Origin of the sequence: Kitasatospora sp. NPDC004723 (assembly GCF_040609255.1) — a bacterium.
GTDB lineage: Bacteria > Actinomycetota > Actinomycetes > Streptomycetales > Streptomycetaceae > Kitasatospora.
On sequence record NZ_JBEXJT010000014.1, the window covers coordinates 76,658 to 97,428 of the forward strand.

Sequence of the window (20,771 nt, forward strand, 5' to 3'; positions counted from 1 at the left end):
GACCGATCCCACGGCCCCGGCCGGCCCGCAAGGGCGCCGGGGGTCCGTGCCGTGCGCCCGTTCCGAATCCGGATCCAGGAATTCGACAACGGAAGTCCACGACTGTGCCGACCCGTACCTCCACGCCCGTCTCCGCACCCCTGCCCCCGACGGCCCGGCGCCCCGGCGCCCTCGCCGGTCCGCTGCCCGTCCTCGCCGCCGCCGTGCTCTGGGGCACCACCGGCACGGCCGGCTCGCTCGCCCCCGCCGCCGCCCCGGCGGCCGGCATCGGCTGCGCCGGACTGGCCCTCGGCGGGCTGCTGCTCCTGCTCTCCGACCGCACCGCCCGTTCCCTGCCCAGGACGTGCACGCCCCGCGAACGGCGGCTGCTGCTGCTCGGCGCGCTCGCGGTGGCCGGGTACCCGGTCACCTTCTACCCCGCCGTGGCCCGCACGGGGGTGGCGGTGGCCACGGTGATCGCCCTCGGCAGCGCACCGGTCTTCACCGGCCTGCTGGCCTGGATCACCGGCGGCTCCCGGCCCACCGCCCGCTGGGCCTGCGCCACGTCAACCGCCGTCCTCGGCTGCACCCTGCTGGTGCTCGGCCCGCAACTCGGCGGCGCCGGCACCGCGATGGACCTCCCCGGCGTGCTGCTGGCCGCCCTCGCCGGGCTCTCCTACGCGGTCTACTCACTGGTCGGCGGCCGGCTCATCGCCCACGGCCACCCGTCCGCCGGGGTGATGGGGTCGATGTTCGGCGCGGCGGCCGTCCTGGTCCTGCCGGTGCCGCTGATCGGCGACGCCGCCGACTGGCTGACCGCACCGCGCGGAGCCCTCGTGGTGCTGCACCTGGGCGTGGTCACCACCTTCCTCGCCTACCGCCTGTTCGGCCGCGGCCTGCGCCACACCTCCGCCCAGACCGCCACCGCCCTCACCCTGGCCGAACCCGCGGTCGCCGCCGTCCTGGGCGTCGCCGCCCTCGGCGAACGCCTCCCCGCCGCCTCCTGGTCCGGCCTCGCCGTCCTCACCCTCGCCCTCGCCCTCCTCACCACCCCCGGCCGCCGCCGCTGACACCCTCACCGAACCGGCCCCGGTCGACCGCCGGACCGGGGCCACCGAACCGACCACACTCCCCGGCCTGCGCGGCGACGCTCCCCTCATTCCTCCAGGGCCGGGTCGGGGCGGCCCTCGGCGGTGTGCAGGGCGAGGGCGCGGCGCCGGCAGTGGGCGGCGTCCTCGGGGCGGCCGAGTTCGGCGAGGAGGGCGCCGTTGAAGTCGAGGGTGAGCAGGGTGAGCCGGGTGTCACCGTGCTGCTCGGCGGCGGCGAGTGCCGCGCGGGACGCCGTGAGCGCCTCCTCCGTCCGGCCGAGGACGCGCAGGGCCTCGGCCCGGCTGAAGCGGAGGGTTCCCTGCAGCGGGTCGTCGGGGCGGTCGTGGACGAGGGCGAGGGCGCGGTCGGTGTGGGCGAGGCCGCGCTCGGCCTCGCCCACCCGGTGCAGGCAGTGGGCGAGACGGTCCAGCGCGCGGGCGGTCGACGCGGCGTCGCCACGGGCCTCGCAGGAGGCGACGACGCGTTCCAGCACGGCGATGGCCGCGTAGCCCCGGCCGGACGCGGCGAGGGTGCCGGCGAGTGCGGTGAGGCACTGGTCGCGGACGGCGGTGTCGTCGACGCCCTCCGCCTCGGCGACGGCCCGGGCGGCGACGGCGGCGGCCTCGGTGAAGCGCTTCCGGGAGACCAGGGCGAGGCCCAGGTCGGTCCGCAGCCGGAGCCGGGCGGCCCGGTCCCCGAGGCGTTCGGCCGCGGCCAGGCCGTCCCGGGCCAGTTGCTCCCACTCCTCCAGGTGGGCGCCGTCGAGGTAGTGCAGGGGCCCGCAGGCGTGGGCGAGCCGCCACACCTCCGCGTCGAGGGCGTGCGCGGCGCCGGCGCCGGCCAGGGCGGCCAGGGAGGGCCGCGCACGGCGGAACCAGGCCGTCGCGCCGGCGGCGGCCTCGGCGGTCTCCGCCCACCGGCCGAGCAACCGGCCCAACGCGGCGGCCCGTTCACCGGCCGGGAGACCGGCGGCGCGTTCGGCCGCGTACCGGCGCACCGGGCCCGGACGGTCGAACCGTCCGGGCCCGGTCCGCTCGACGAGTCGCGCGGAAACGAGGGCCGCGAGCAGTTCGCACGCCCGGGGCACCGGGACCCCGCCGAGCGCGGCGACATCGTGTGCGTCGAGGACCGCCCCCGGCACCAGTCCGGTCAGCGCGAGGACCCGCCCGGCCTCCTCCGGAAGGGCCCGCCACCCGACCTCCACGGCTGCCGCCACCCCGTCGGACCCCGCGGTGCGCGCCCGGGCCAACTCCTCCGCCAGCGCGGCGACGCTCCCACCGCCGTTCGCCAGCCGGGCACCCATCAGCCCTACCGCGAGCGGCAGTTGATCGCAGAGCGCGACCAGTCGCGCGGCGGCCTCCGGCTCCCGGTCGACGCCCCGGCCCCCGACGCCCCGGCCGGAGCCGGCCACCGCCGCGAGCAGGCGGACCGCCTCGGTGGGGGCCGGCGCGCCGAGCGGCAGCGGGACGGCGCCCTGCCGGGCGACCAGGTCGGCGGTGAGCCGCTCGGCACGGCCGGTGACCAGGACCAGTACCTCGGGGTGGCCGGGCAGCAGCGGTTCGACCTGCTCGGCGGAGCCGGCGTCGTCGAGCAGGAGCAGCAGACGGCGACCGGAGGTCAACCTGCCGAGCAGGGCGGCGCGTTCGGCGGTGCCGTCCGGGACGCCCTCGTCCGCGCCGAGGCCGCGCAACAGCACGGCCAGGGCCGCGGCGGGGGTGACGGCGGCGGCCCCGTCCTCGCCGCGGAGGTCGACGGTGTGGCGGCCGTCGGGGAAGCGGTCGGCGCGGCGGTCCGCCCAGGCGCGGGCGAGGCCGGTCTTGCCGACGCCGGCGGGGCCGGTGAGCAGCAGCGGGCGGCCGTCGGCGGTGGCGGCGGCCGCGTCGAGGCGGGCGAGTTCACCGGCGCACGCGGTGAACTCGACTGTGCCGGGCAACAGTTCGCCGCTCGCCAACGCCCGTTCGAGGCAGCGGGCCAGGAGGGTGACGGCGCTCCCGCGCCACGGCTCGGCGGCGACCAGCGTCCTCAACTCGCCCACCGCGTCAGGCATCAGCCCGTTCCCCTCGCCCCGCCTCGCGAGCGCTTCGACCGCGAGGCGCTCGACGGCCCGCCACCGGGCGGCGGTCAGCCGCGGCCCGGCCTCGGCGGCGAGCCGCGCGGAGCCGCACCCGTCGAGCGCGGGTCCGCGCCAGAGCGCGAGGGCGGTGCGCAGCAGGCCCCCGGCGTCGGCGGCCGGTTCGCCCTGGGCGGCGGCGCACAGCCGCTCGAAGCGGTGGACGTCGACGGCGTCGGGGTGGCCGAGCAGCGCGTAGCCGACGTCGCGGGTGACCAGGTGGAGCCCGTCCGGGTCCTCGGGTATGGAGCCGGCCGGGGGTGCGCCGTCGGCGGCGGCCACGAGCAGTCGGCGCACGCCGGTGACGTGGCCCTGGAGGGCGGAGCGGGCGGTGGCCGGCGGGGCGCCGCCCCAGAGCAGGCCGGCCAGCCGCTCGGCGGGGACGGTCCGGCCGAGGTCCAGGGCGAGTGCGGCGAGCAGCGCGCGCCGCTTGGGGCCGGGCTGCGGCAGGGCCCTGCCGTGGTCGTCCTGCAGCTCGAACCGTCCGAGCAGATTGATGCGCACTGCCGCTCCCCACCGCGTTCCGATCAGTCGATCAGGGTGAGAGCATAGGGAATGTCTGGATTGGTCCACACCTTTCCTGGTGAGCGCCGGTTGTCCCGAACCAAGCGTCCTTTCACGGACCATGACGAACCGTCGCACCAGCCCTCACTCGGCCGACGGCCCCTCCCGCGGGGGCGACCGTTCAGGAGGTCTCCGGGCTCAGCCCCGTGGCACGGAAGAAGCCGTGGCCCGCGCGCCGCCGGTTCGGTGGTGCTCAGCCGGGCTCCCCGGCGACCGCTCCTTCCCGGTCCGGTCCGGCCCGGCCCGGCCCGGCCCGGTCCGGCCACCGCTCAGTACACCCGGACGTCCTGACCATCGATCACCAGCACCTGCCCGTCGCGCAGCACGAGGTGCGGGGTGCCGTCGGCCCGGTAGCCCGCGGCGACCCGGCCCAGGGCCGCCGTCCCGGGGTGGTCGGGCGAGTCGACGTGAGGCACGACCGCGTGGTCGAGCACACCGAGGCCCTCCCGGACCGCGGGCTCCCCGTAGGTGTCGGGGACCACGCGCGGGTCGTCGCAGTGATCGAAGCCGCGCAGACTCGGGGCGAGCACGCACGGGGCGGCGCTGTAGCCGGCGTACACGAGTGCGTCGCGGCGCAGCAGGTCGAGCAGCGCCGTGTCCGCACCGGAGCGGGCGAGGGCGTAGCGCAGCATGAACACGTTGCCGCCCCGGAGCCAGACCGCCGGGAAGCGGGCGAGCGTCTGCCCGACCTCCTCCGGCGGGCGGTCGAAGAACTCCCGCAGGTCGAGTTCGACGGGGCGCAGCCCGAGCCCGCCGAGGGCGTCGAACTCGCGCCGCACACCGGCGAGTCTGGCCTCCCGCGGCTCGGCGTCCATGGCGTTGGCGATCACCGCGACCGGGGCCGGGCCCGGTCCGCCGAGCAGCGCGAGCAGCCGGTCCGGGTGGTCCCCCAGGCGGAACGAGGAGAGGTACAGGCGCATGCGCGGAGGGTAGCGACGGCCGGCCGCGCCCGGCCACCGGTTTTCACCGGCACGCCGACCGCCGGCACGCCGACCACCGGCACGCCGACCGCAGACCGCAGACCGCAGACCGCAGACCGCAGACCGCCGCGTACGCCTACGGGCCGACCTCGCCGTCGATCGCCTCGCGCAGGAAGTCGGCGTGCCCGTTGTGCCGCGCGTACTCGTGGATCAGGTGCAGCATCACCAGCCGCAGCGAGACCTCCGCCTGCCAACGCGGCTGGTAGCCGGTGACGTCCAGCGACTCCGCCGCCAGCTCGATCCGCCGGGCGTGCTCCACCTCCGCCTCCCAGGCCGCGAACGCCTCGGCCCGGTCGGCGCCGGTCGTGTCGTAGGCGGCCTGGAAGTCGCCCTCCGGGGACCAGACCAGCGGGACGTCCTCCCCGTCGATCACCCGCCGGAACCACGTCCGCTCGACCTCCGCCATGTGGCGGACCAGGCCGAGCAGGGTGACGGTCGACGGCGGGCTCGACCGCAGCCGCAGCTGTTCGTCCGTCAGACCGGCGCACTTCTTGGCCAGCGTGCCGCGGTGGAAGTCCAGGAACGCCCGCAGCGTCTCCCGCTCACCGCCGGTCAGCGGCGGGGCGACCCGCCCGTCCCCCGTGTCCGTGCCCATGACGCCGCCCACTTCCGCTGGTGTGCCGATGATCCGCCGGCCAGTCTCGCAGGGCGGGCGGCCACCCCGCCGATCTTTTCCGCCCGCCGGACCGGTACCGCGCGCCCCTCTGCCGGTCCACTCCTCCACCCCTGCCGAACGGTAGGGTTCGGAGGCGACGGAGCCGGCGCGAGGACAAGCGCGACGACAGCAAGCAAGCTCATCATCTCGTATGACACACAGGACGATTGGCCTGCGTGTTGTCCCGCGAAACCACTTCCTTCGGGTAGTTCCGCCCTGCGCGTGTTTGGGTACGTACTGCGGCGCGCGCCGCCCGCGGGAGACCCGGAGCACCGGCCCTCCCGTCCGACGCCGCCGCCCACCGGCCGCCGCCACTACATACGAGGAGCCCAAGCGAGCCATGAGCCAGGACCGCATCCCCGGACCGGTACGCCAGACGTACGGCGCCGACGACCTGTCACGGACCGCCGGTTTTGCCGGCGGATACATCAACTTCGGTGACTGGAGCGGCATCCGCACCACCGTGCCCACTCCCGAGGACCGCGTCCGCAGCCAGGAGGACCTCTACCGCCGCGCGCTGCGGGCCTTCCCGGGGCCCAGGGAGCCGCTGCGGCTGGCCGAGGTCGGCTGCGGGCGCGGGCTCGGCGCGGCGCTCGCGCTCTGCGAGTTCCGCTTCGCCGCGGTGACGGGCGTCGACATCCACCCGGACCAGATCGAACGCGCCCGCACCGTCAACGCCAAGGCGCTGGCCACCTTCCCGGACCGGCTGGGCTACGCGCTGGGCTCGGCGGAGGACCTGCCCTTCGCGGACGCCTCGCTGGACGGCGTGTACTCGGTCGAGGCCGCCCAGCACTTCCGCGAGCTGACCGGCTTCGCCCGCGAGGCGGCCCGGGTACTGCGGCCGGGCGGCCGGCTGGTGGTCACCACCTTCTTCAGCGCCGAGGGGCCGGACGTCGCCGAGCGGTTGAGCATCCTGCTCGGCAGCTTCGCCAACGGCCTGGACGTCGCGCACCCGCTCGACGCCTTCACCGCCGACCTCGCCGCCGCCGGGTTCACCGACGTCGGCACCGAGTCCATCGGGGCGGACGTGTGGCCGGGGCTGGACCGCTACCTGGAGGGCACCGTCCCGCCCGGTCACTGGACCCGCAACTTCCTCGGCGCCTGGCGCGACGGCCTGCTCGACTACCACCTCGTCACCGCGACCCGCCGCTGACCGCCGGCCCCGGCCTGCCCGGCCGCCGACCGCCCGGGGCGGTCCCCGCACACCGCGGGGACCGCCCCGCCCCGACGAGCCGCCGGGGTCAGCCCTGGTGGACCAGCAGCGCCGTCCGGACGGCCGATTCGAGCGCGCCCTCGACCCAGGCCGGCTTGGTGGAGGTGTGGTCCCCCGCGAAGTGCAGCGGCCCCTCGGAGCCCGGGATGTCCGGGAACAGCTCCGTGTGCTGGCCGGGGAGCAGCACCGACGCCTCGCCGTAGGCGTAGTGGTCGCGCACCCACGACTGCGTCCTGCACTTGGTGGTGAAGAAGACCTCGCAGCGCCGGCCGAAGATCGCCTGCACGCCCGCGAGCGCCCGCAGGTAGCGCTCCTCGTCGGCGTACGCGTCCCACTTGAGCGCGTCGTCGGACCAGCTGTACGTGGCGAGCACGACGCCGCCCTCGCTGCCCTCCAGCGGGTGGGCGTGCTCGAAGTAGACGAACCGGTTGGCGTTGTCGCTCACCGAGCCGCCGCCGCGGAGGTGGGCGGCCTCCGGGTCGTCCCCGACGGGGCGGAAGTCCGCGAAGCACGTCCTGAGCTCCTCCGGGACGCTCACCCCGAGCTGCCGCACCGAGGCGTCCGCGCCCAGGTAGCGGCCGTCGGCCACCCGGCCCGACCGGTAGCGCTCGTAGAGCCCGGCCTCGATGCCGTCCAGCGAGGCCTTCCACTGCTCCTCGGTGAACTCCCACCAGCGGCGGGAGAACTCCAGCAGCACCTTGGTCGCGGCGTCGTAGTGCAGTTCGGTGATCGCCCGCCGCTTGCCGTAGCCGAGCGGCGGGTCGAAGGCCACGTGCCGCAGCCCGGCGAACGGGACGGTGATGATCGCCTCGTCGCCCTCGAAGACCTCGGTGACCCCGCCCCTGCCGCTCTGGCTCTCCTCGGAGACGGTGTGCACCCGGACCTTGCCGCCGTTCCGGTCGATGCGCACCGCCCGCCGGTCGAACCGCACCTTGCCCTTCACGGCGGCGTAGAGGGCGTCGACGAGCCGGGCGGTGCCGCCCTTGATCTCCCAGAACTTCGTCTTCGGGTCGATCAGCGCGGCGGACAGGAAGCTGTGCACGAAGGACAGGTGCAGCCGCGAGGTCACGTTCTGGATGGTGCCGACGAGGTCGACGGTCCTGATGTCCAGCCCCGCCTCCTCGGTGAGGTACCGGTACATCGACCAGTGGCCGTAGCGCCGCAGCACGGTGGCCCAGCCCTCGACGAGCGCCGCGCCCTCCTTGCCGCGGACCAGCGCGAGCGCGGGTTCGAGCGCCACCGCGTAGATGGCGGCGGCGGTCCGGGCGAGGTCGGGACCGGTGACGCCGAAGCTCGCGTTGACCTCCCTGGGGTCCGCCTCGTAGTCGGCGCGGCGCACGTGCAGGCCGTTGACGTGGATCCAGGCCCGGTTGGCCCGCACCGACGGCTTCTCCACCTCCACGTCCACCAGCAGGAACTCCTGGCGCGGCAGGTCGTACTTGTCGAGCAGCGCCATCACCAGCGGGTGGCTCTCGGGCAGCCGCATCGCCCCGCCCTCGGCGTACTGCTTCGGGTCGGCGAACGGCTGCTCGCCGTCCTCGTGGCCGCCCTTGCGGAAGGTCTTGATCCGGCCGCCGGCCCGGTTGCCGTTGGCCTCGATCACCACGACGTCGTGGCCGGCCCGGTTGAGCAGGTCGGCGGCGAGCAGCCCGGCCGGTCCGGCGCCGACGACCAGCACACGCTTGGTCGCCCGCGCCCGGGCCGGCGGCAGGCCGTCCCGGACGATCTTCAGGTAGCCCGGGACGAGCGGCCGGTCGTGCTCGTCGTGGACGGCGATCGCGCGGGCCACCGTCGTGTAGGCCTGCTCATCGGTGCCCGCCGGTACGACGGCCGGCGCCGCGCCGGGGGCGAGCGCGGTCGCGGGCGCGGCGGAGGCGGCGGTGAGCCCGGCGGCGAGCACCGAGGCGCCGGTCATCGTGACGACGGAGCGCCGCGAGGGCCGGGCGGCCGGCGTCCCGTCGCCGGCGCCGGCGGTGGCGGTGGCGGTCGGGGTCTTCGTGGGGGAAACGTTCACATCTGGAGTGGTCATGGCGCACCACTCTTGGCGCACACTCGACGCGACGGAACCGACATCACCCGGACGAGAACATCAACCACCCAATCGAATTCGGACTCCGCCGCCGCATTGACGCCCGGCCGGACGTGCCGCCCCCTCCCCCCGGAGCACACCACCATGACCCTGCCGGACCCCGCCCCCGCCCCCGACACTGCGGCACTCCGCTTCCCGCCCGGTTTCCACTGGGGCGCCGCCACCTCCGCCTACCAGATCGAGGGCGCGACCGCCGAGGACGGCCGCACCCCGTCGATCTGGGACACCTTCTGCCGCACACCCGGCAAGGTCCACCGCGGCGACACCGGCGACGTGGCCGCCGACCACTACCACCGGCTCCGCGAGGACGTCCGGCTGATGGCCGAACTCGGCCTCACCGCCTACCGGTTCTCGATCGCCTGGCCGCGCGTCCAGCCCACCGGCCGCGGCCCCGCCAACCCGCGCGGCCTGGACTTCTACCGCCGCCTCGCCGACGAACTGCTCGCCGCCGGGATCACCCCCGTCGCCACCCTCTACCACTGGGACCTCCCGCAGGAGCTGGAGGAGGCCGGCGGCTGGCCGCAGCGCCGCACCGCCGAGCACTTCGCCGCCTACGCGGCCCTGGCGGGCGCGGCGCTCGGCGACCGGATCACCCGGTGGACCACCCTCAACGAGCCCTGGTGCAGCGCCTTCCTCGGCTACGGCTCGGGCGTGCACGCCCCCGGCCGCACGGACCCGGTGGCCGCCCTGCGCGCCGCCCACCACCTCAACCTCGCCCACGGCCTGGCCGTGACGGCCCTGCGCTCGGTGCTGCCCACCGGGGCCGAGGTGTCGGTGGCGCTCAATCTGCACGCGCTGCGCCCGCTCAGCGCGTCCGCCGCCGACCGGGACGCCGTACGCCGGATCGACGCGGTCGGCAACCGGGTCTTTCTCGGCCCGATGCTGGACGGCGGCTACCCCGCGGACCTGCTCGCGGACACCGCGCACCTCACCGACTGGTCCTTCGTCCGCTCCGGGGACCAGGCCACGATCCACCAGCGCCTGGACCGGCTGGGCGTCAACTACTACACGCCGACCGTGGTCTCCGCCACGCCCGGGGGCGCCGAACCCGCCCGCGCGGACGGCCACGGCGCGGGCAGCGCCTCCCCCTGGCCGGGCGCCGACCGGGTCGGCTTCCACCAGGCGCCGGGCGAGCGCACCGCGATGGACTGGGCGGTCGACCCGTCCGGCCTGTACGAGCTGCTCACCGCGCTCGCCCGCAGCCACCCCGGGCTGCCGCTCATGGTCACCGAGAACGGCGCGGCCTACCCCGACGGGCCCGGCCCGCGGGGCAGCGTCGACGACCCGCGGCGCACCGCCTACCTGCACGCGCACCTCGCGGCCGTGCACCGGGCCGTCGCCGACGGCGCGGACGTGCGCGGCTACTTCGCCTGGTCGCTGCTGGACAACTTCGAGTGGGCGTACGGCTACACCAAGCGCTTCGGCCTGGTCCACGTCGACCACCGCACCCTCGCCCGCACCCCCAGGTCCAGCGCCCACTGGTACGCCCGGGTCGCCCGGACCGGCGTGCTCCGCCCGCCCGGCGTCGCCTGAGTCCTCCGACCGGCCGGAGGCCCGGGGGCGGCCCCGCGGCGGCCCGGCGGCGGCCCCGGGGTCTCGACGGGTGTCCGGGCGGTGCAGCAGACTCTGCACGACGGCTCCCACCGCACCCACCCGCACCAACCGCCGCGTCCGAACCAGCACATCGGAGAACCACCACGGTGACTACGAGTCGACAACTGGAGATCCCCTTCGCCGACGGCCGCTCCGGCAGCGGACCCGCCACCTGGGGCCAGCGGGCCATCTGGGACATCGTCAACCGCCTCACCCCCGCCGACCGCCCCCGCTTCAACATCGCCACCGCCGCCCCGCTCGACCCGGGCCCGCCGCTGCCGGCCGTCCTGGACGCCCTCGGGAACCTGCTCCACCTGCACGACTCCCTGCACACCCGGCTGCGGCCCGGGCCGGACGGCACCGGCCTGCGCCAGATCGTCGATCCGGCCGGCCTGCTGACGGTGCACGTCCGCGACTGCGCGGCGGATGCCGAAGCGGACGAACTCTCCGCCACCGGTGCCGAGTTGCACGCGGAGCTGGCCGGCCGACCGTTCGACTGCACGACCGAGTGGCCGATCCGGGTCGGCCTGGTGGTCGCCGACGGCCAGGTGCGGTACATCTCCCTGGTGCTGTCCCACACCGCGGTGGACGGCACCGGCATGGGCCTGCTGGTCCGCGACCTCAGCGAACTCGCCGCAGGCACCGGCCCGGACGCCATCCGGGCCGCCCGATCGCCCCAACAGCCCCTGGAGGAAGCCGAGTTCCAGACCTCCGAGCGCGGTCTGAAGCGCGACGCCAACGCCCGCGCGCACACCCTGCGCAAGCTGCGCACCGCCCCGTCCCGGCTCTTCCCCCCGACCACTGCCGGGGACGGGGCCGAAACCGCGCCCGGGGCCGCCTCCGGAGCCGCCGAACGGTTCCCGAACGCCGTGCTCAGCTCACCCGCGCTGCTGCGCGCGGTCGAGAACGTCGCCGCGGCGCACCGGACCGGCTCCTCCGCCGTCCTGGTCGCGGCGGCGGCCGCGATGACGGCCCGGCTGGCCGGCCGCTCGGACGCGGTGCTCCAGGTCGTGGTCAACAACCGCTTCCTGTCCGGCCTGACCGACGCCGTCAGCGTGGTCGCCGGCGACGCCCTGCTCCATCTCACCGATGCCGACGTCGACGGCGCTACGGACGGCGGCTTCGGCGCCGCGGTGCGCCGCACCCACGCCGCCTCGATCGCCGCCTACCGGCACGCCTACTACGACCGGCGCCTGCTCGACGCGGAGATCGAGCGCCTGACCGCCGAGCAGGTGCCGCTCGCCGACCGCTCCTGCGTCTTCAACGACACCCGCGACCTGCTCCCGAGCGGCCTGGCCGCGCAGGCCGCGCCGACCACGCCGGCCGGGGGTGAGGACGGGCGCAGCACGCTCTCCTGGCCCGTCGACTTCGACCCGCGCCCCGGGCTCACTTACGCCCTGGACGCCCTGCGCACCCCCACCGCCCTGCAACTCGCCATGACCGCCGACCCGGCGGTGCTCCCCCGATCCGCGATGGAGCGATTCCTCTACGGCATCGAGGAGCTGGTGCTCACCGAGGAGCGTTCCCTGCAGGCCTGAAGCGAGCGCAGGGGCCCGTCCGTCCGCTCACGTCCGGACGGCCGGGCCCCGGCCACTCACTTCCGACCGGTCGTCAACGCTGGTGATCGTGCACGTTGTTGGTCTCCTGGATCTTCTTCCAGGACTTCGGCTCCGGGTGCTTGCCGGTCGCGACGCCCGGCGCCAGGCTCGCCGCGGCCGGGGCGGTCCCGATGCCGTTGGTGCCCGCCGCCGGCCTCCCCGGGGTGAACAGCCAGGTGTTGAAGAGCTCGCCCAGCGGCTTGCCGGAGATCCGCTCGGCGTACGCCTGGAACTGCTGGATCGTGGCGTTGCCGTACTTGTGCTCAGCCGGCCAGCCCTTGAGGATCGCGAAGAACTTGTCGTCGCCGATGGTGTTGCGCAGCGCCTGGAGGGTGATCGCGCCCCGGTCGTAGACGGCACCGGCGAACTGGTTGTCCGCGCCCGGGTCGCCCGGCTTGATCGACCAGAACGGGTCGCCGGCCGGGTAGTAGTCGTAGAAGAAGTCGGCCAGTTCCTGCGCGGTGCCCTCGTTCTCGTGGTCCGACCAGAGCCACTGGGAGTACCGGGCGAAGCCCTCGTTGAGCCAGATGTCGCTCCAGCGCTGCACGGAGACGCTGTCGCCGTACCACTGGTGGGCCAGCTCGTGGACCACCACGGAGGTGTTGGAGCCGCGGGCGAACTGCGCGGGGCTGTAGAAGACCTGCCCCTGGGTCTCCAGCGCGTACCCGGTGGGGACGTTGGGCACGTAGCCGCCGACCGTGTCGAACGGGTAGGCCCCGAAGATCGTGCTCAGCCAGTCGGTCAGCTCACCGGTGCGCTCGACGCTGGCCTGCGCCGCTCCGGCGTTGGCGCCGAGGTCGGGGCTGTAGGCGGTGATGACGGGAAGGCCGCCCGGGGTGGTGTCCTGGCGGATGTCGAACCTGCCGATCGCCAGGGTGGCCAGGTAGGTGGCCTGCGGCTTGGCCTGCCGGTAGTTGTAGCGGATCCAGCCGGGCCGCTGACTGGTGCTCAGGGTGCCGTTGCTGACCACCTGGGTGCCGTTCGGCACCAGCACCGAGACGTCGAAGGTCGCCTTGTCGGTGGGGTGGTCGTTGCTCGGGTACCACCAGGCGGCGCTCTCGGGCTCCTGGGCGGCCACACCGCCGTCGGGGGTGCGGCGCCAGGCGGAGTAGCCGCCGCGCTTGACCTCTCCGGGCTTGTCGGCGTAGCGGACGACGACGGTGACCGGGCTGCCCTTGGCGATCGTCCGGGCGGGGGTGACCACCAGCTCCTGCTCGCCGGCGGTGGTGAACGCGGCGGTGCGCCCGTTGACCTGCACCTCCTTGACCTGGAGCACGAAGTCCAGGTTGAAGCGGGTGAGGTCCTGGGTGGCGGTGGCCAGGATGGTGGTGGTGCCCTCCAGCTCGTCGGTGGCGGGCTGGTACTTCAGCCGGATGTCGTAGTGCGAGACGTCGTAGCCGCCGTTGCCGGCAGACGGGTAGTAGGGGTCACCGATGCCCGCGGCGCCCGGTCCGGCCTGGGCGGCGGAGGCGGGAACGGACAGGAGCAGGGCGAGCGCGCCGGCGGCGGCAGAGACGATCAGCCTCTTGCGCACAGTGGTCCTCCACGGGGTATGCGGGACAGCGGGTCGGATCGATCCTTGTCCCAACAGCCCTCGCGGTACGCCTGAATTATGAGATGTTCATAAGAAGACACAGGCCGACATCACGCCGCCTCCCACCCGTGACGGCATGTCATGAACCGCTGACGATCACTCATTCACCGTATGGCCGGGCACCCTGCGAACCCAGCGCGACCGGCGCCCGCACCAGCGAGCCGTACTCGGTCCACGAGCCGTCGTAGTTCTTCACGTGCGGGTACCCGAGCAGCTCGGTCAGCGCGAACCAGGTGTGCGCCGAACGCTCGCCGATCCGGCAGTAGGCGATCACCTCGCGCTCCGGCTCGACGCCCTCCCCGCCGTACAGCGCCCGCAGTTCCTCCGCCGAACGGAAGGTGCCGTCCTCGTTCGCCGCCCGCGACCAGGGGATGTTCACCGCGCCGGGGATGTGCCCGGGCACCTGCGCCTGCTCCTGCGGCAGGTGCGGCGGGGCCAGCGCCTCGCCCCGGTACTCGGCGGGCGAGCGGACGTCCACCAGCACCGCGTCCGAGCCCGGCTTGGCGAAGACCTCCGCCTTCGCCAGCACCTCGTCCCGCAGCGCCCGCACCTCGGGGTGCTCCGGCCCGGCCAGCCGGTAGGTGCTGTGCTGGTAGTCCATGACCTCCTCGGTCAGCTCGCGCCCCTCCAGCTCCCACTTCTTGCGCCCGCCGTCCAGCAGCCGCACCGGGCCGAAGCCGCGCAGCCGCAGCAGCCAGTAGCCGTAGGCGGCGAACCAGTTGTCGTTGCCGCCGTACAGCACGACGGTGGTGTCGTCCTCGACCCCGGCGGCCCGCAGCAGGTGCTCGACGCCCGCCCGGTCGACGTAGTCGCGGCCGACCGGGCTGTGCAGGTCGGTGGTCCAGCTCCAGCCGATCGCGCCGGGCAGGTGCCCGCGCTCGTAGGCCCCGGTGTCCTCGTCCACCTCGACGACCCGGAGCGTGCCGTCGTCCAGGTGGTGGGCCAGCCACTCCGTGCCGACCAGCGCCTCGGGGTGTGCGTAGCCGTCGCCGGTCATCGCCGCCCTCCCTTCACGCGGGGACTCTTCGAACCTACGTCCGCACCCCCCGCGACGGCCACCCGGACCCGCGACGGGGCCTACGCCGCGGTGGGCAGCCGGGCGACGTAGTACTGGTCGAGCGGATCGCCCTCGATCCGTTCGACCTCCACCGAGCCGAAGCCCGCCTCGGCCGGCATCCGGCGGGCGGTCTGCTCACCCCGGACGGTGCCGAGCCCGGCACCGCCCCCGCCTCGGGACCTGCGCGAACCCTCCCCTCGTCACGCTGCGCCGCCGCCGGGCGATCCCCCACCCGGGCTACCGGGCGACGGGCCAGGGCACCTCGCCGCGCTTCTCGTAGCGGTACCCGGCGGCCTCCCAGCGGGCGCCCTCCTCGGCGAGGCGGGTGCTGAACCGCTCCCAGGAGTGGCTCTCCTTCGACGACCAGCCCAGTTCGGCGAGCGCGGGCAGCCGGGGCAGCAGCATGAGGTCGAGCTTCTCCGGGGTGTCCAGGGTCTCCGTCCACAGCGGCGCCTCGACCCCGAGCACGGAGCCGGCGGGCAGCGGCACCAGGGTGTCCGGGTCCCAGGAGTAGGCGGACCGGACGTCGATGGTGCCGGCCCAGACCAGCCCCAGCGGGTAGCCGGCCTCGTACTTCATGTCCAGGTAGGTGCGGCCGGAGGGCGACATGATCACCTTGGCGCCGCGCTCGGCGGCCTCCTTCAGCTCGACGTCGCGCCCGGCCCGGCCGTCCCAGAACTGCAGCACCCCGACCCCGCCCGGCGCGGTCTGGTTCCAGCCGACCGGGGTCTTCCCGGCGGCGAGCACCTGGGCGCCGACCCGCCGCACGAACTCCGCGTACTCCGCCGGGGAGATCTTCTTCACCTCGTCGCCGCCGAGGTGCAGGTAGGGCCCCGGGGTGAGCCGGGCCACCTCGGTGATCACCTCCTGGGTGAAGGCGAAGACCTCGTCACCGGTCGGGCAGAGCGTGGAGAAGCCGACCTCGATCCCGGTGTACGGCCAGGGGCGGGCGCTCCGGGTGCAGTCCAGCTCGGGGTAGGAGGCGAGGATCGCGTTGCTGTGGCCGGGCAGGTCGACCTCGGGGACGACGGTGAGGTAGCGCTCCTGCGCGTAGCGGACGATCTCCTGGTAGTCGGCGGCGGTGTAGAAGCCGCCGGGGGTGCCGTCGACCTCGCTGACCGCGCCGACCGAGGTCAGCGCGGGCCGGGACGGGATCTCGATCCGCCAGCCCTGGTCGTCGCTCAGGTGCAGGTGCAGCTGGTTGATCTTGTAGAGGGCGAGACGGTCGATGAACCCCTTGACCTCGGCCGGGGTGAAGAAGTGGCGGGCGACGTCGAGCATCGCGCCCCGGTAGCCGTAGCGCGGGCGGTCCTCGACGGTGACCGGCGCGACCGTCCACTCCGGGCCGCCGGTGACCGGGCGCGGGCTCTCGATCTGCGGGGGCAGCAGCTGGCGGAGGGTCTGGGTGCCCCGGAAGAGCCCCTCGGCGGTGCGGGCGGCGATCCGTACGCCGGTGGCGTCGGCCGTCAGCCGGTAGCCCTCGGTACCGGTGGCCTCGGGCAGCCCGGGGTCGAGCAGCAGGCCGATGCCGTCGGCCGGATCCGCCGCGGTCCGATCCGCTCCGGCCGGACCGGCGTCGGCCACCACCGGGAGCGGCAGCCCGGTCGGACGGCGCAGCGCCTCGGCGAGCTGTTCGGCGATCCGCCGCACCTCCCCGGCCTGCCGTTCGACGGCCTCCGCCCCGGGAACGGTCCGGACGACGGTGCGCCCGGTGAGCCGGTAGCCGGGACCGGAGCCGGCGGTGACGGAGAGCGGGACCGGGATGATCCGGTCGGCGGTGCGCGGGCCGGCGGGTACCGCGGCGGCCCCGCCCGGGGCGGGGTCGTCACCACCGGTCGCCCGCTGCACCCCGAAGCCGACCGCGGCGAGCACCAGGACGGCGACGAGGAGCAGCGCTCTGCGGGCCCGGGCGGAGAGCCCGGCTGTTCGAATCGGCACGGCCGCTCCCGGTGTCTTCAGGCACTCCACCGGCCGCTGTTCACGGCCGGTTCACCGGAATGGTCTCAACCAATAGCCGTCTTGTCCCGTGCTTCGTACGAATTCGGTTCGTTGTCGCGCGACAGCGGCGCCGGTGCACCGCCACCGTGGCGGATCAGGCGAAGACCACCGAGCGGACCAGCAGCCGGTCACCGGCCCGACCACCCGGCCGCAGCACGAAGTAGGTGTCGCCCGCGCAGCCGAAGTCGCGGAAGACGGTGGCGGTCGAACCGGTCCGGTTCGAGGGCGCGAACGCCGGTTCCTCGTCGGTGGCCTCCGGCAGGTCGACGCACGCGTGGCTCTTCGGCTCGATCAGCGCGCCGGTGAAGTCGGGGCCGTACTTGTAGCGGAATTCCCCGGCGGCGGCGTTGGCGGAGAGCGGGACGGCGAGGACGAGCGCGATCGCGCTGATGGCGGCGAGCACGGCGTTGCGCAGACGCATGGCGGGTGGCCTTTCAGGCGGTACTCGGTGGTACCTGGTGAATTGGTGCGAGATCACCCTAGAGGCCCAAAAACCAGGGAAACGATTCTGCTAATCCACCCTTTCGGGTGGTTTAAGCGCTATTCCCGCGACTTTTCCGTTTCCCTGTTCCACTCCCGACCCACTCATCCGGGCGGGGCGGTGAAGTAGTAGCCGGAGTCGATCAGCACCGGCAGATAGGCCTTCAGTGCCGCCACCGTCTGCGAGCGGTCCCCGCCACCGTCGTGGTTGAGCACGATCGAGCCGGGGCGGACGTCCTTGAGGACCCGGTCGGTGATCACGCCCGTCCCGGGCCGGGCCCAGTCCCGCGGATCGACCGACCAGGCCATCGGCCGCATGCCCATCTCCGCACTCACCCGCAGGGCGGTGGAGGACCAGTCGCCGCCCGGCGCCCGGAACCAGGTCGGCACCTTGCCGGTGGTCCGGTGCAGCAGGTCGGAGGTGCGCTCCAGTTCGTCGCGCACCTTGCCCTCGGAGAGGCTGCGCAGGTCGGGGTGGGTCCAGGTGTGGTTGGCGATGTGGTGGCCGCGGGCGGCGATCTCACGGACCAGGTCGGGGTGTTCCACGGCGTTCTCGCCGATCAGGAAGAAGGTGGCCCGGATGCCGTACTGCTCCAGCAGTGCCAGGACGGTCGGGGTGTGCCGGGGGTCGGGGCCGTCGTCGATGGTGAGCGCGACCACCTTGTGCCCGGGGTCCAGCTCGTAGACCGGCTTGCTGTCGGAGGAGGACGGCGCCCGCGCGGGCGACGGCGCGGCCGAGGCGGGGGCGGACGCGGAGGGCGCCGCGGACGGACTCGCCGCGGCGGACGGCGTCCCGGCCGCCGTCGGAGTCGCGGACGGGGTCCCGGCCACGGAGCGGACGGCCGTCGGGGTCGCGGTGGCGGTCGGCGTCGGCGTCGGAGTCGGAGTCGGAGTCGCGGACGGGGTGAAGGCGGCGGAAGGACTCGGGGCCCAGGACGGGCTCGGGGGGTCGGAAGGGAGGTCCGGGACGGCGTCGGGGCCGGCCGCGTCGAGCGCCCGGGCGGCCTCCACGACCGCCGAGCCCCGGCCGCAGCCGGCCAGCCCGAGCAACGACATCCCCGCCGCGGCCAGCAGCAATCTTCGCGAAGTAATCTGACGATCAGACAGCATGGCGAATGTCTCCCCTGTTCACCGGCCCGCCTCCCGGCGGCTACCCCGACGGGCTCGATCACCACCCCAACGGCCCATGTCACGACCGGTTCGCGCACCCCCTGACCGGATTCGGGCCGGGCCCGCTAGTCTGACCTCTCCCAGTCTGATGATCTGTCTTAAGAGGACGTGGCCATGACGAAAAGTCAGGATTTCGCCGACCGCTCCGACAACGACGACCCCGAGCTCAGTCAGTGGGAGAAGTACGGGGTCGACACCAGCACTCCGCACTCCGCCCGCGTCTACGACTACTGGCTGGGCGGGAAGACCAACTTCCCGCCGGACCGCGCGATGGGTCAGGCCATCGAGCAGGCGGTGCCCACCATGAAGGCGCAGGCCAAGGAGAACCGCGGCTTCCAGAAGCGCGCCGTGCGCCACCTCGCCGAGCAGTACGGCATCCGCCAGTTCCTCGACCTCGGCACCGGCATCCCCACCTCGCCGAACACCCATGAGATCGCCGAGTCGGTCAGCGCCGGCACCCGGGTCGTCTACGTGGACAACGACCCGATCGTGCTGGCCCACGCCCGCGCGCTGATGGTCTCCACCCCGGCCAGCCGCACCACCTACATCCACGCCGACCTGGGCAAGCCCGCCGAGCTGCTGGGCGACCCGGCCCTCAACTCGACGCTGGACCTCTCCCAGCCGGTCGGCCTGCTGATGATCGCCGTGCTGATGCTGATCGCCGACGAGGACGACCCGTGGGGCAAGGTCGCCGCGCTGCGCGACGCGCTGCCCTCCGGCAGCTACCTCGCGCTGACCCACCCGACCCAGGACTTCAACGAGGCCGCCGTCGCCCAGGTGACCAGCTCCGCCCGCGCCGCCGGAATGACCCTGGTGCCGCGCAGCAAGGAGGAGGTCACCCGGTTCTTCGACGGCTGGGAGCTGATCGAGCCCGGCGTCGCCCCGGTGATGGCCTGGCACCCGGACGGCGAGCAGCCCGAGGACCCGTACGCGGCGTACTACTGGGGCGGCGTCGCCCGCAAGCCCTGAGCCACCGCCCGGAACCCGGCCGCCACCGGCCCCGCCCACCCCCACCGGGCGGGGCCGGCCCGCAGGCCGCGCCCGCCGTCGGAGCTCACTTCAGCAGCCGGGACAGCCGCCGGTCCGCCAGCGGCCGGCCACCGGTCTGGCAGGTCGGGCAGTACTGCAGCGAGGAATCCGCGAAGGACACCTCCCGCACGGTGTCCCCGCAGACCGGACACGGCTGCCCGGTCCGCCCGTGCACCCGCAGGCCGAGCTTCTTCTCCGCCTTCAGCTCCCCCGCCGCCAGCCCGCGCGAGCGCTCCACCGCCTCGCGCAGCGTCGTGCCGAGCGCCTCGAACAGCCGCGCCGTCTCCTCCGGCGACAGATCGGCCGCCAGTTTGTACGGGGACATCCGCGCCGCGTGCAGCACCTCGTCCGAGTAGGCGTTGCCGACCCCGGCGAGCACGCTCTGGTCGCGCAGCACGCCCTTGATCCGGCGCCGCTCGCCGGTCAGCAGCGCCCGGAAGCGCGCCAGGTCGAAGCCCGGGTCCAGCGGGTCCGGGCCGAGCCGGGCCACGCCCGGGACCTCCGCCGCCTCCCGCACCACGTACACCGCGAGGCCCTTCCTGCTGCCCGCCTCGGTGAGGTCGAAGCCGGCCGCGTCCGGGCCCTCCAGCCGCACCCGCAGCGCCAGCGGGTTGCGTCCGCCCGGCCTCGGCGGCAGCGCGGGCAGGCCCTCCTTCCAGCGCAGCCAGCCCGCCCGGGCCAGGTGGACCACCAGGTGCAGCCCGCCGGCCTCGATGTCGAGGAACTTGCCGTGCCGTACGACCGGGCCGACCGTCCGGCCCGCCAGCGCCGTCACCGGCGGGTCGTAGGTCTTCAGGGCGCTGATCGCCACCGGCTGGACCTCGGCGATCACCCGCCCGGTCAGCCGCTGCGACAGGTAGGCGGTCAGGGCCTCGACCTCGGGCAGTTCCGGCATGCGCCCAGTCTCGCGCAGCCGCCCGCCGCCCGCCCGCCCTCGCGTCGTCCGCCGCCTTTTGCCGTCCACCGCGCCCCGGCGCAGGCTGGAGGAGGCGACCGCGCGCCAGCCGAGGAGGTCGGGCCCGCCATGAGCACGCTTGAGGAACAGATCGACATCGACGCCCCGGTGCTGGCCGCCTGGCAGCAGCTGCACCGGGTCCACGAGTACCCGCGCTTCGTCGACGGCGTCCGCAGCGCCCAGCCGCACGGCCGCAACCTCGCCCATCTCGAAGTGGAGATCGCCGGCGCCGAACGGGACGTCGAGACCGAGATCACCGACCGGGGGCGCGGCCGGGTGATGACCTGGCGCACCCTGGACGGCCTGCCGCTGCACGGCGCCTTCGCGCTGCGTCCGCTGGACCGGGCGCACACCCGGGTGCAGATCCGCGTCGAGTACGACCCGGAGGAACTGCACGAGGTGCTCGGCGGCCCGCGCGGATTCGCCCTCGCCGGGGCCGTCGAACGCGCCGTCCGCACCGACCTGACGCTGTTCCGGGACCTGGTCGAGGCCCGGGTGGAGGCCGCCGCCGAGCCGCCCCCGCCGGTCGTCGAGCCGCCCCGGATCGTGGACGTAAACGGCATATAAGCGCAGCTCAGGGGTGGCGGTGAGGATCTTCACAGCAGTCCCGCCGGACCC

Annotated in this window: 16 protein-coding genes; 6 read left to right on the plus strand and 10 right to left on the minus strand. The window is 74.6% G+C overall.

The features are described from left to right. Positions 1 to 104 precede the first annotated feature (104 nt). Positions 105 to 1,049: an EamA family transporter gene (locus ABZW10_RS16675; protein ID WP_355365396.1), complete on the plus strand. Its 945-nt coding sequence runs from the start codon at positions 105 to 107 to the stop codon at positions 1,047 to 1,049. 86 nt (positions 1,050 to 1,135) lie between these two features. Here ABZW10_RS16675 and ABZW10_RS16680 read toward each other — a convergent pair whose 3' ends face one another. The 3 genes from ABZW10_RS16680 to ABZW10_RS16690 all read right to left on the minus strand — a co-directional run bounded on the left by ABZW10_RS16680 (position 1,136) and on the right by ABZW10_RS16690 (position 5,317). Further along, the gene (locus ABZW10_RS16680) at positions 1,136 to 3,682 is read right to left on the minus strand and encodes a bacterial transcriptional activator domain-containing protein (protein ID WP_355365399.1); all 2,547 of its coding nucleotides are present in this window, start codon (positions 3,680 to 3,682) and stop codon (positions 1,136 to 1,138) included. Between the two features lie 329 nt (positions 3,683 to 4,011). Further along, complete coding sequence (locus tag ABZW10_RS16685) at positions 4,012 to 4,662, minus strand: Type 1 glutamine amidotransferase-like domain-containing protein (RefSeq protein WP_355365402.1); 651 nt, start codon at positions 4,660 to 4,662, stop codon at positions 4,012 to 4,014. Positions 4,663 to 4,798: 136 nt separating this feature from the next. Beyond that, positions 4,799 to 5,317 carry a DinB family protein gene (locus ABZW10_RS16690; RefSeq protein WP_355365405.1) on the minus strand — a complete coding sequence of 173 codons (519 nt, stop codon included), beginning with the start codon at positions 5,315 to 5,317 and terminating at the stop codon, positions 4,799 to 4,801. Positions 5,318 to 5,717: 400 nt separating this feature from the next. Here ABZW10_RS16690 and ABZW10_RS16695 point away from each other — a divergent pair, with 400 nt between their 5' ends. Further along, positions 5,718 to 6,530, plus strand: coding sequence for a class I SAM-dependent methyltransferase (locus ABZW10_RS16695; protein WP_355365408.1), 813 nt, complete (start codon positions 5,718 to 5,720; stop codon positions 6,528 to 6,530). A gap of 88 nt (positions 6,531 to 6,618) precedes the next feature. Here ABZW10_RS16695 and ABZW10_RS16700 read toward each other — a convergent pair whose 3' ends face one another. Continuing rightward, positions 6,619 to 8,505, minus strand: coding sequence for an FAD-dependent oxidoreductase (locus ABZW10_RS16700; protein ID WP_355365652.1), 1,887 nt, complete (start codon positions 8,503 to 8,505; stop codon positions 6,619 to 6,621). Between the two features lie 258 nt (positions 8,506 to 8,763). On the opposite strand from ABZW10_RS16700, the gene ABZW10_RS16705 reads away from it, so the two are divergent. Both ABZW10_RS16705 and ABZW10_RS16710 read left to right on the plus strand, forming a co-directional pair. After that, the gene (locus ABZW10_RS16705; RefSeq protein ID WP_355365411.1) at positions 8,764 to 10,212 is read left to right on the plus strand and encodes a GH1 family beta-glucosidase; all 1,449 of its coding nucleotides are present in this window, start codon (positions 8,764 to 8,766) and stop codon (positions 10,210 to 10,212) included. A gap of 167 nt (positions 10,213 to 10,379) precedes the next feature. Next, on the plus strand, positions 10,380 to 11,810 hold the full coding sequence (locus tag ABZW10_RS16710) for a condensation domain-containing protein (protein ID WP_355365414.1): 1,431 nt from the start codon (positions 10,380 to 10,382) through the stop codon (positions 11,808 to 11,810). 73 nt (positions 11,811 to 11,883) lie between these two features. Here ABZW10_RS16710 and ABZW10_RS16715 read toward each other — a convergent pair whose 3' ends face one another. From ABZW10_RS16715 to ABZW10_RS16735, 5 genes are all read right to left on the minus strand, one after another. Further along, positions 11,884 to 13,404 carry a M1 family metallopeptidase gene (locus tag ABZW10_RS16715; RefSeq protein WP_355365417.1) on the minus strand — a complete coding sequence of 507 codons (1,521 nt, stop codon included), beginning with the start codon at positions 13,402 to 13,404 and terminating at the stop codon, positions 11,884 to 11,886. Positions 13,405 to 13,564: 160 nt separating this feature from the next. Beyond that, positions 13,565 to 14,461 (minus strand): sulfurtransferase, encoded by an 897-nt coding sequence (locus ABZW10_RS16720; protein WP_355365420.1) that lies wholly within the window; start codon positions 14,459 to 14,461, stop codon positions 13,565 to 13,567. 297 nt (positions 14,462 to 14,758) lie between these two features. Then, a complete protein-coding gene (locus ABZW10_RS16725) occupies positions 14,759 to 16,459 on the minus strand; it encodes a beta-N-acetylhexosaminidase (RefSeq protein ID WP_355365423.1) in 1,701 nt (566 codons plus the stop codon). A 154-nt stretch (positions 16,460 to 16,613) separates the two neighbouring features. Then, a complete protein-coding gene (locus tag ABZW10_RS16730; RefSeq protein WP_355365426.1) occupies positions 16,614 to 16,940 on the minus strand; it encodes a hypothetical protein in 327 nt (108 codons plus the stop codon). 164 nt (positions 16,941 to 17,104) lie between these two features. Then, positions 17,105 to 18,076, minus strand: coding sequence for a polysaccharide deacetylase family protein (locus tag ABZW10_RS16735; protein WP_355365429.1), 972 nt, complete (start codon positions 18,074 to 18,076; stop codon positions 17,105 to 17,107). Positions 18,077 to 18,283: 207 nt separating this feature from the next. Between ABZW10_RS16735 and ABZW10_RS16740 the strand changes: the two genes are divergently transcribed. Then, positions 18,284 to 19,138 carry an SAM-dependent methyltransferase gene (locus ABZW10_RS16740; RefSeq protein WP_355365432.1) on the plus strand — a complete coding sequence of 285 codons (855 nt, stop codon included), beginning with the start codon at positions 18,284 to 18,286 and terminating at the stop codon, positions 19,136 to 19,138. A gap of 85 nt (positions 19,139 to 19,223) precedes the next feature. On the opposite strand, the gene ABZW10_RS16745 is transcribed toward ABZW10_RS16740, so the two are convergent. Then, a complete protein-coding gene (locus tag ABZW10_RS16745; RefSeq protein WP_355365435.1) occupies positions 19,224 to 20,093 on the minus strand; it encodes a DNA-formamidopyrimidine glycosylase family protein in 870 nt (289 codons plus the stop codon). Between the two features lie 129 nt (positions 20,094 to 20,222). Between ABZW10_RS16745 and ABZW10_RS16750 the strand changes: the two genes are divergently transcribed. After that, a complete protein-coding gene (locus tag ABZW10_RS16750; RefSeq protein ID WP_355365438.1) occupies positions 20,223 to 20,720 on the plus strand; it encodes an SRPBCC family protein in 498 nt (165 codons plus the stop codon). Positions 20,721 to 20,771: the final 51 nt, after the last annotated feature.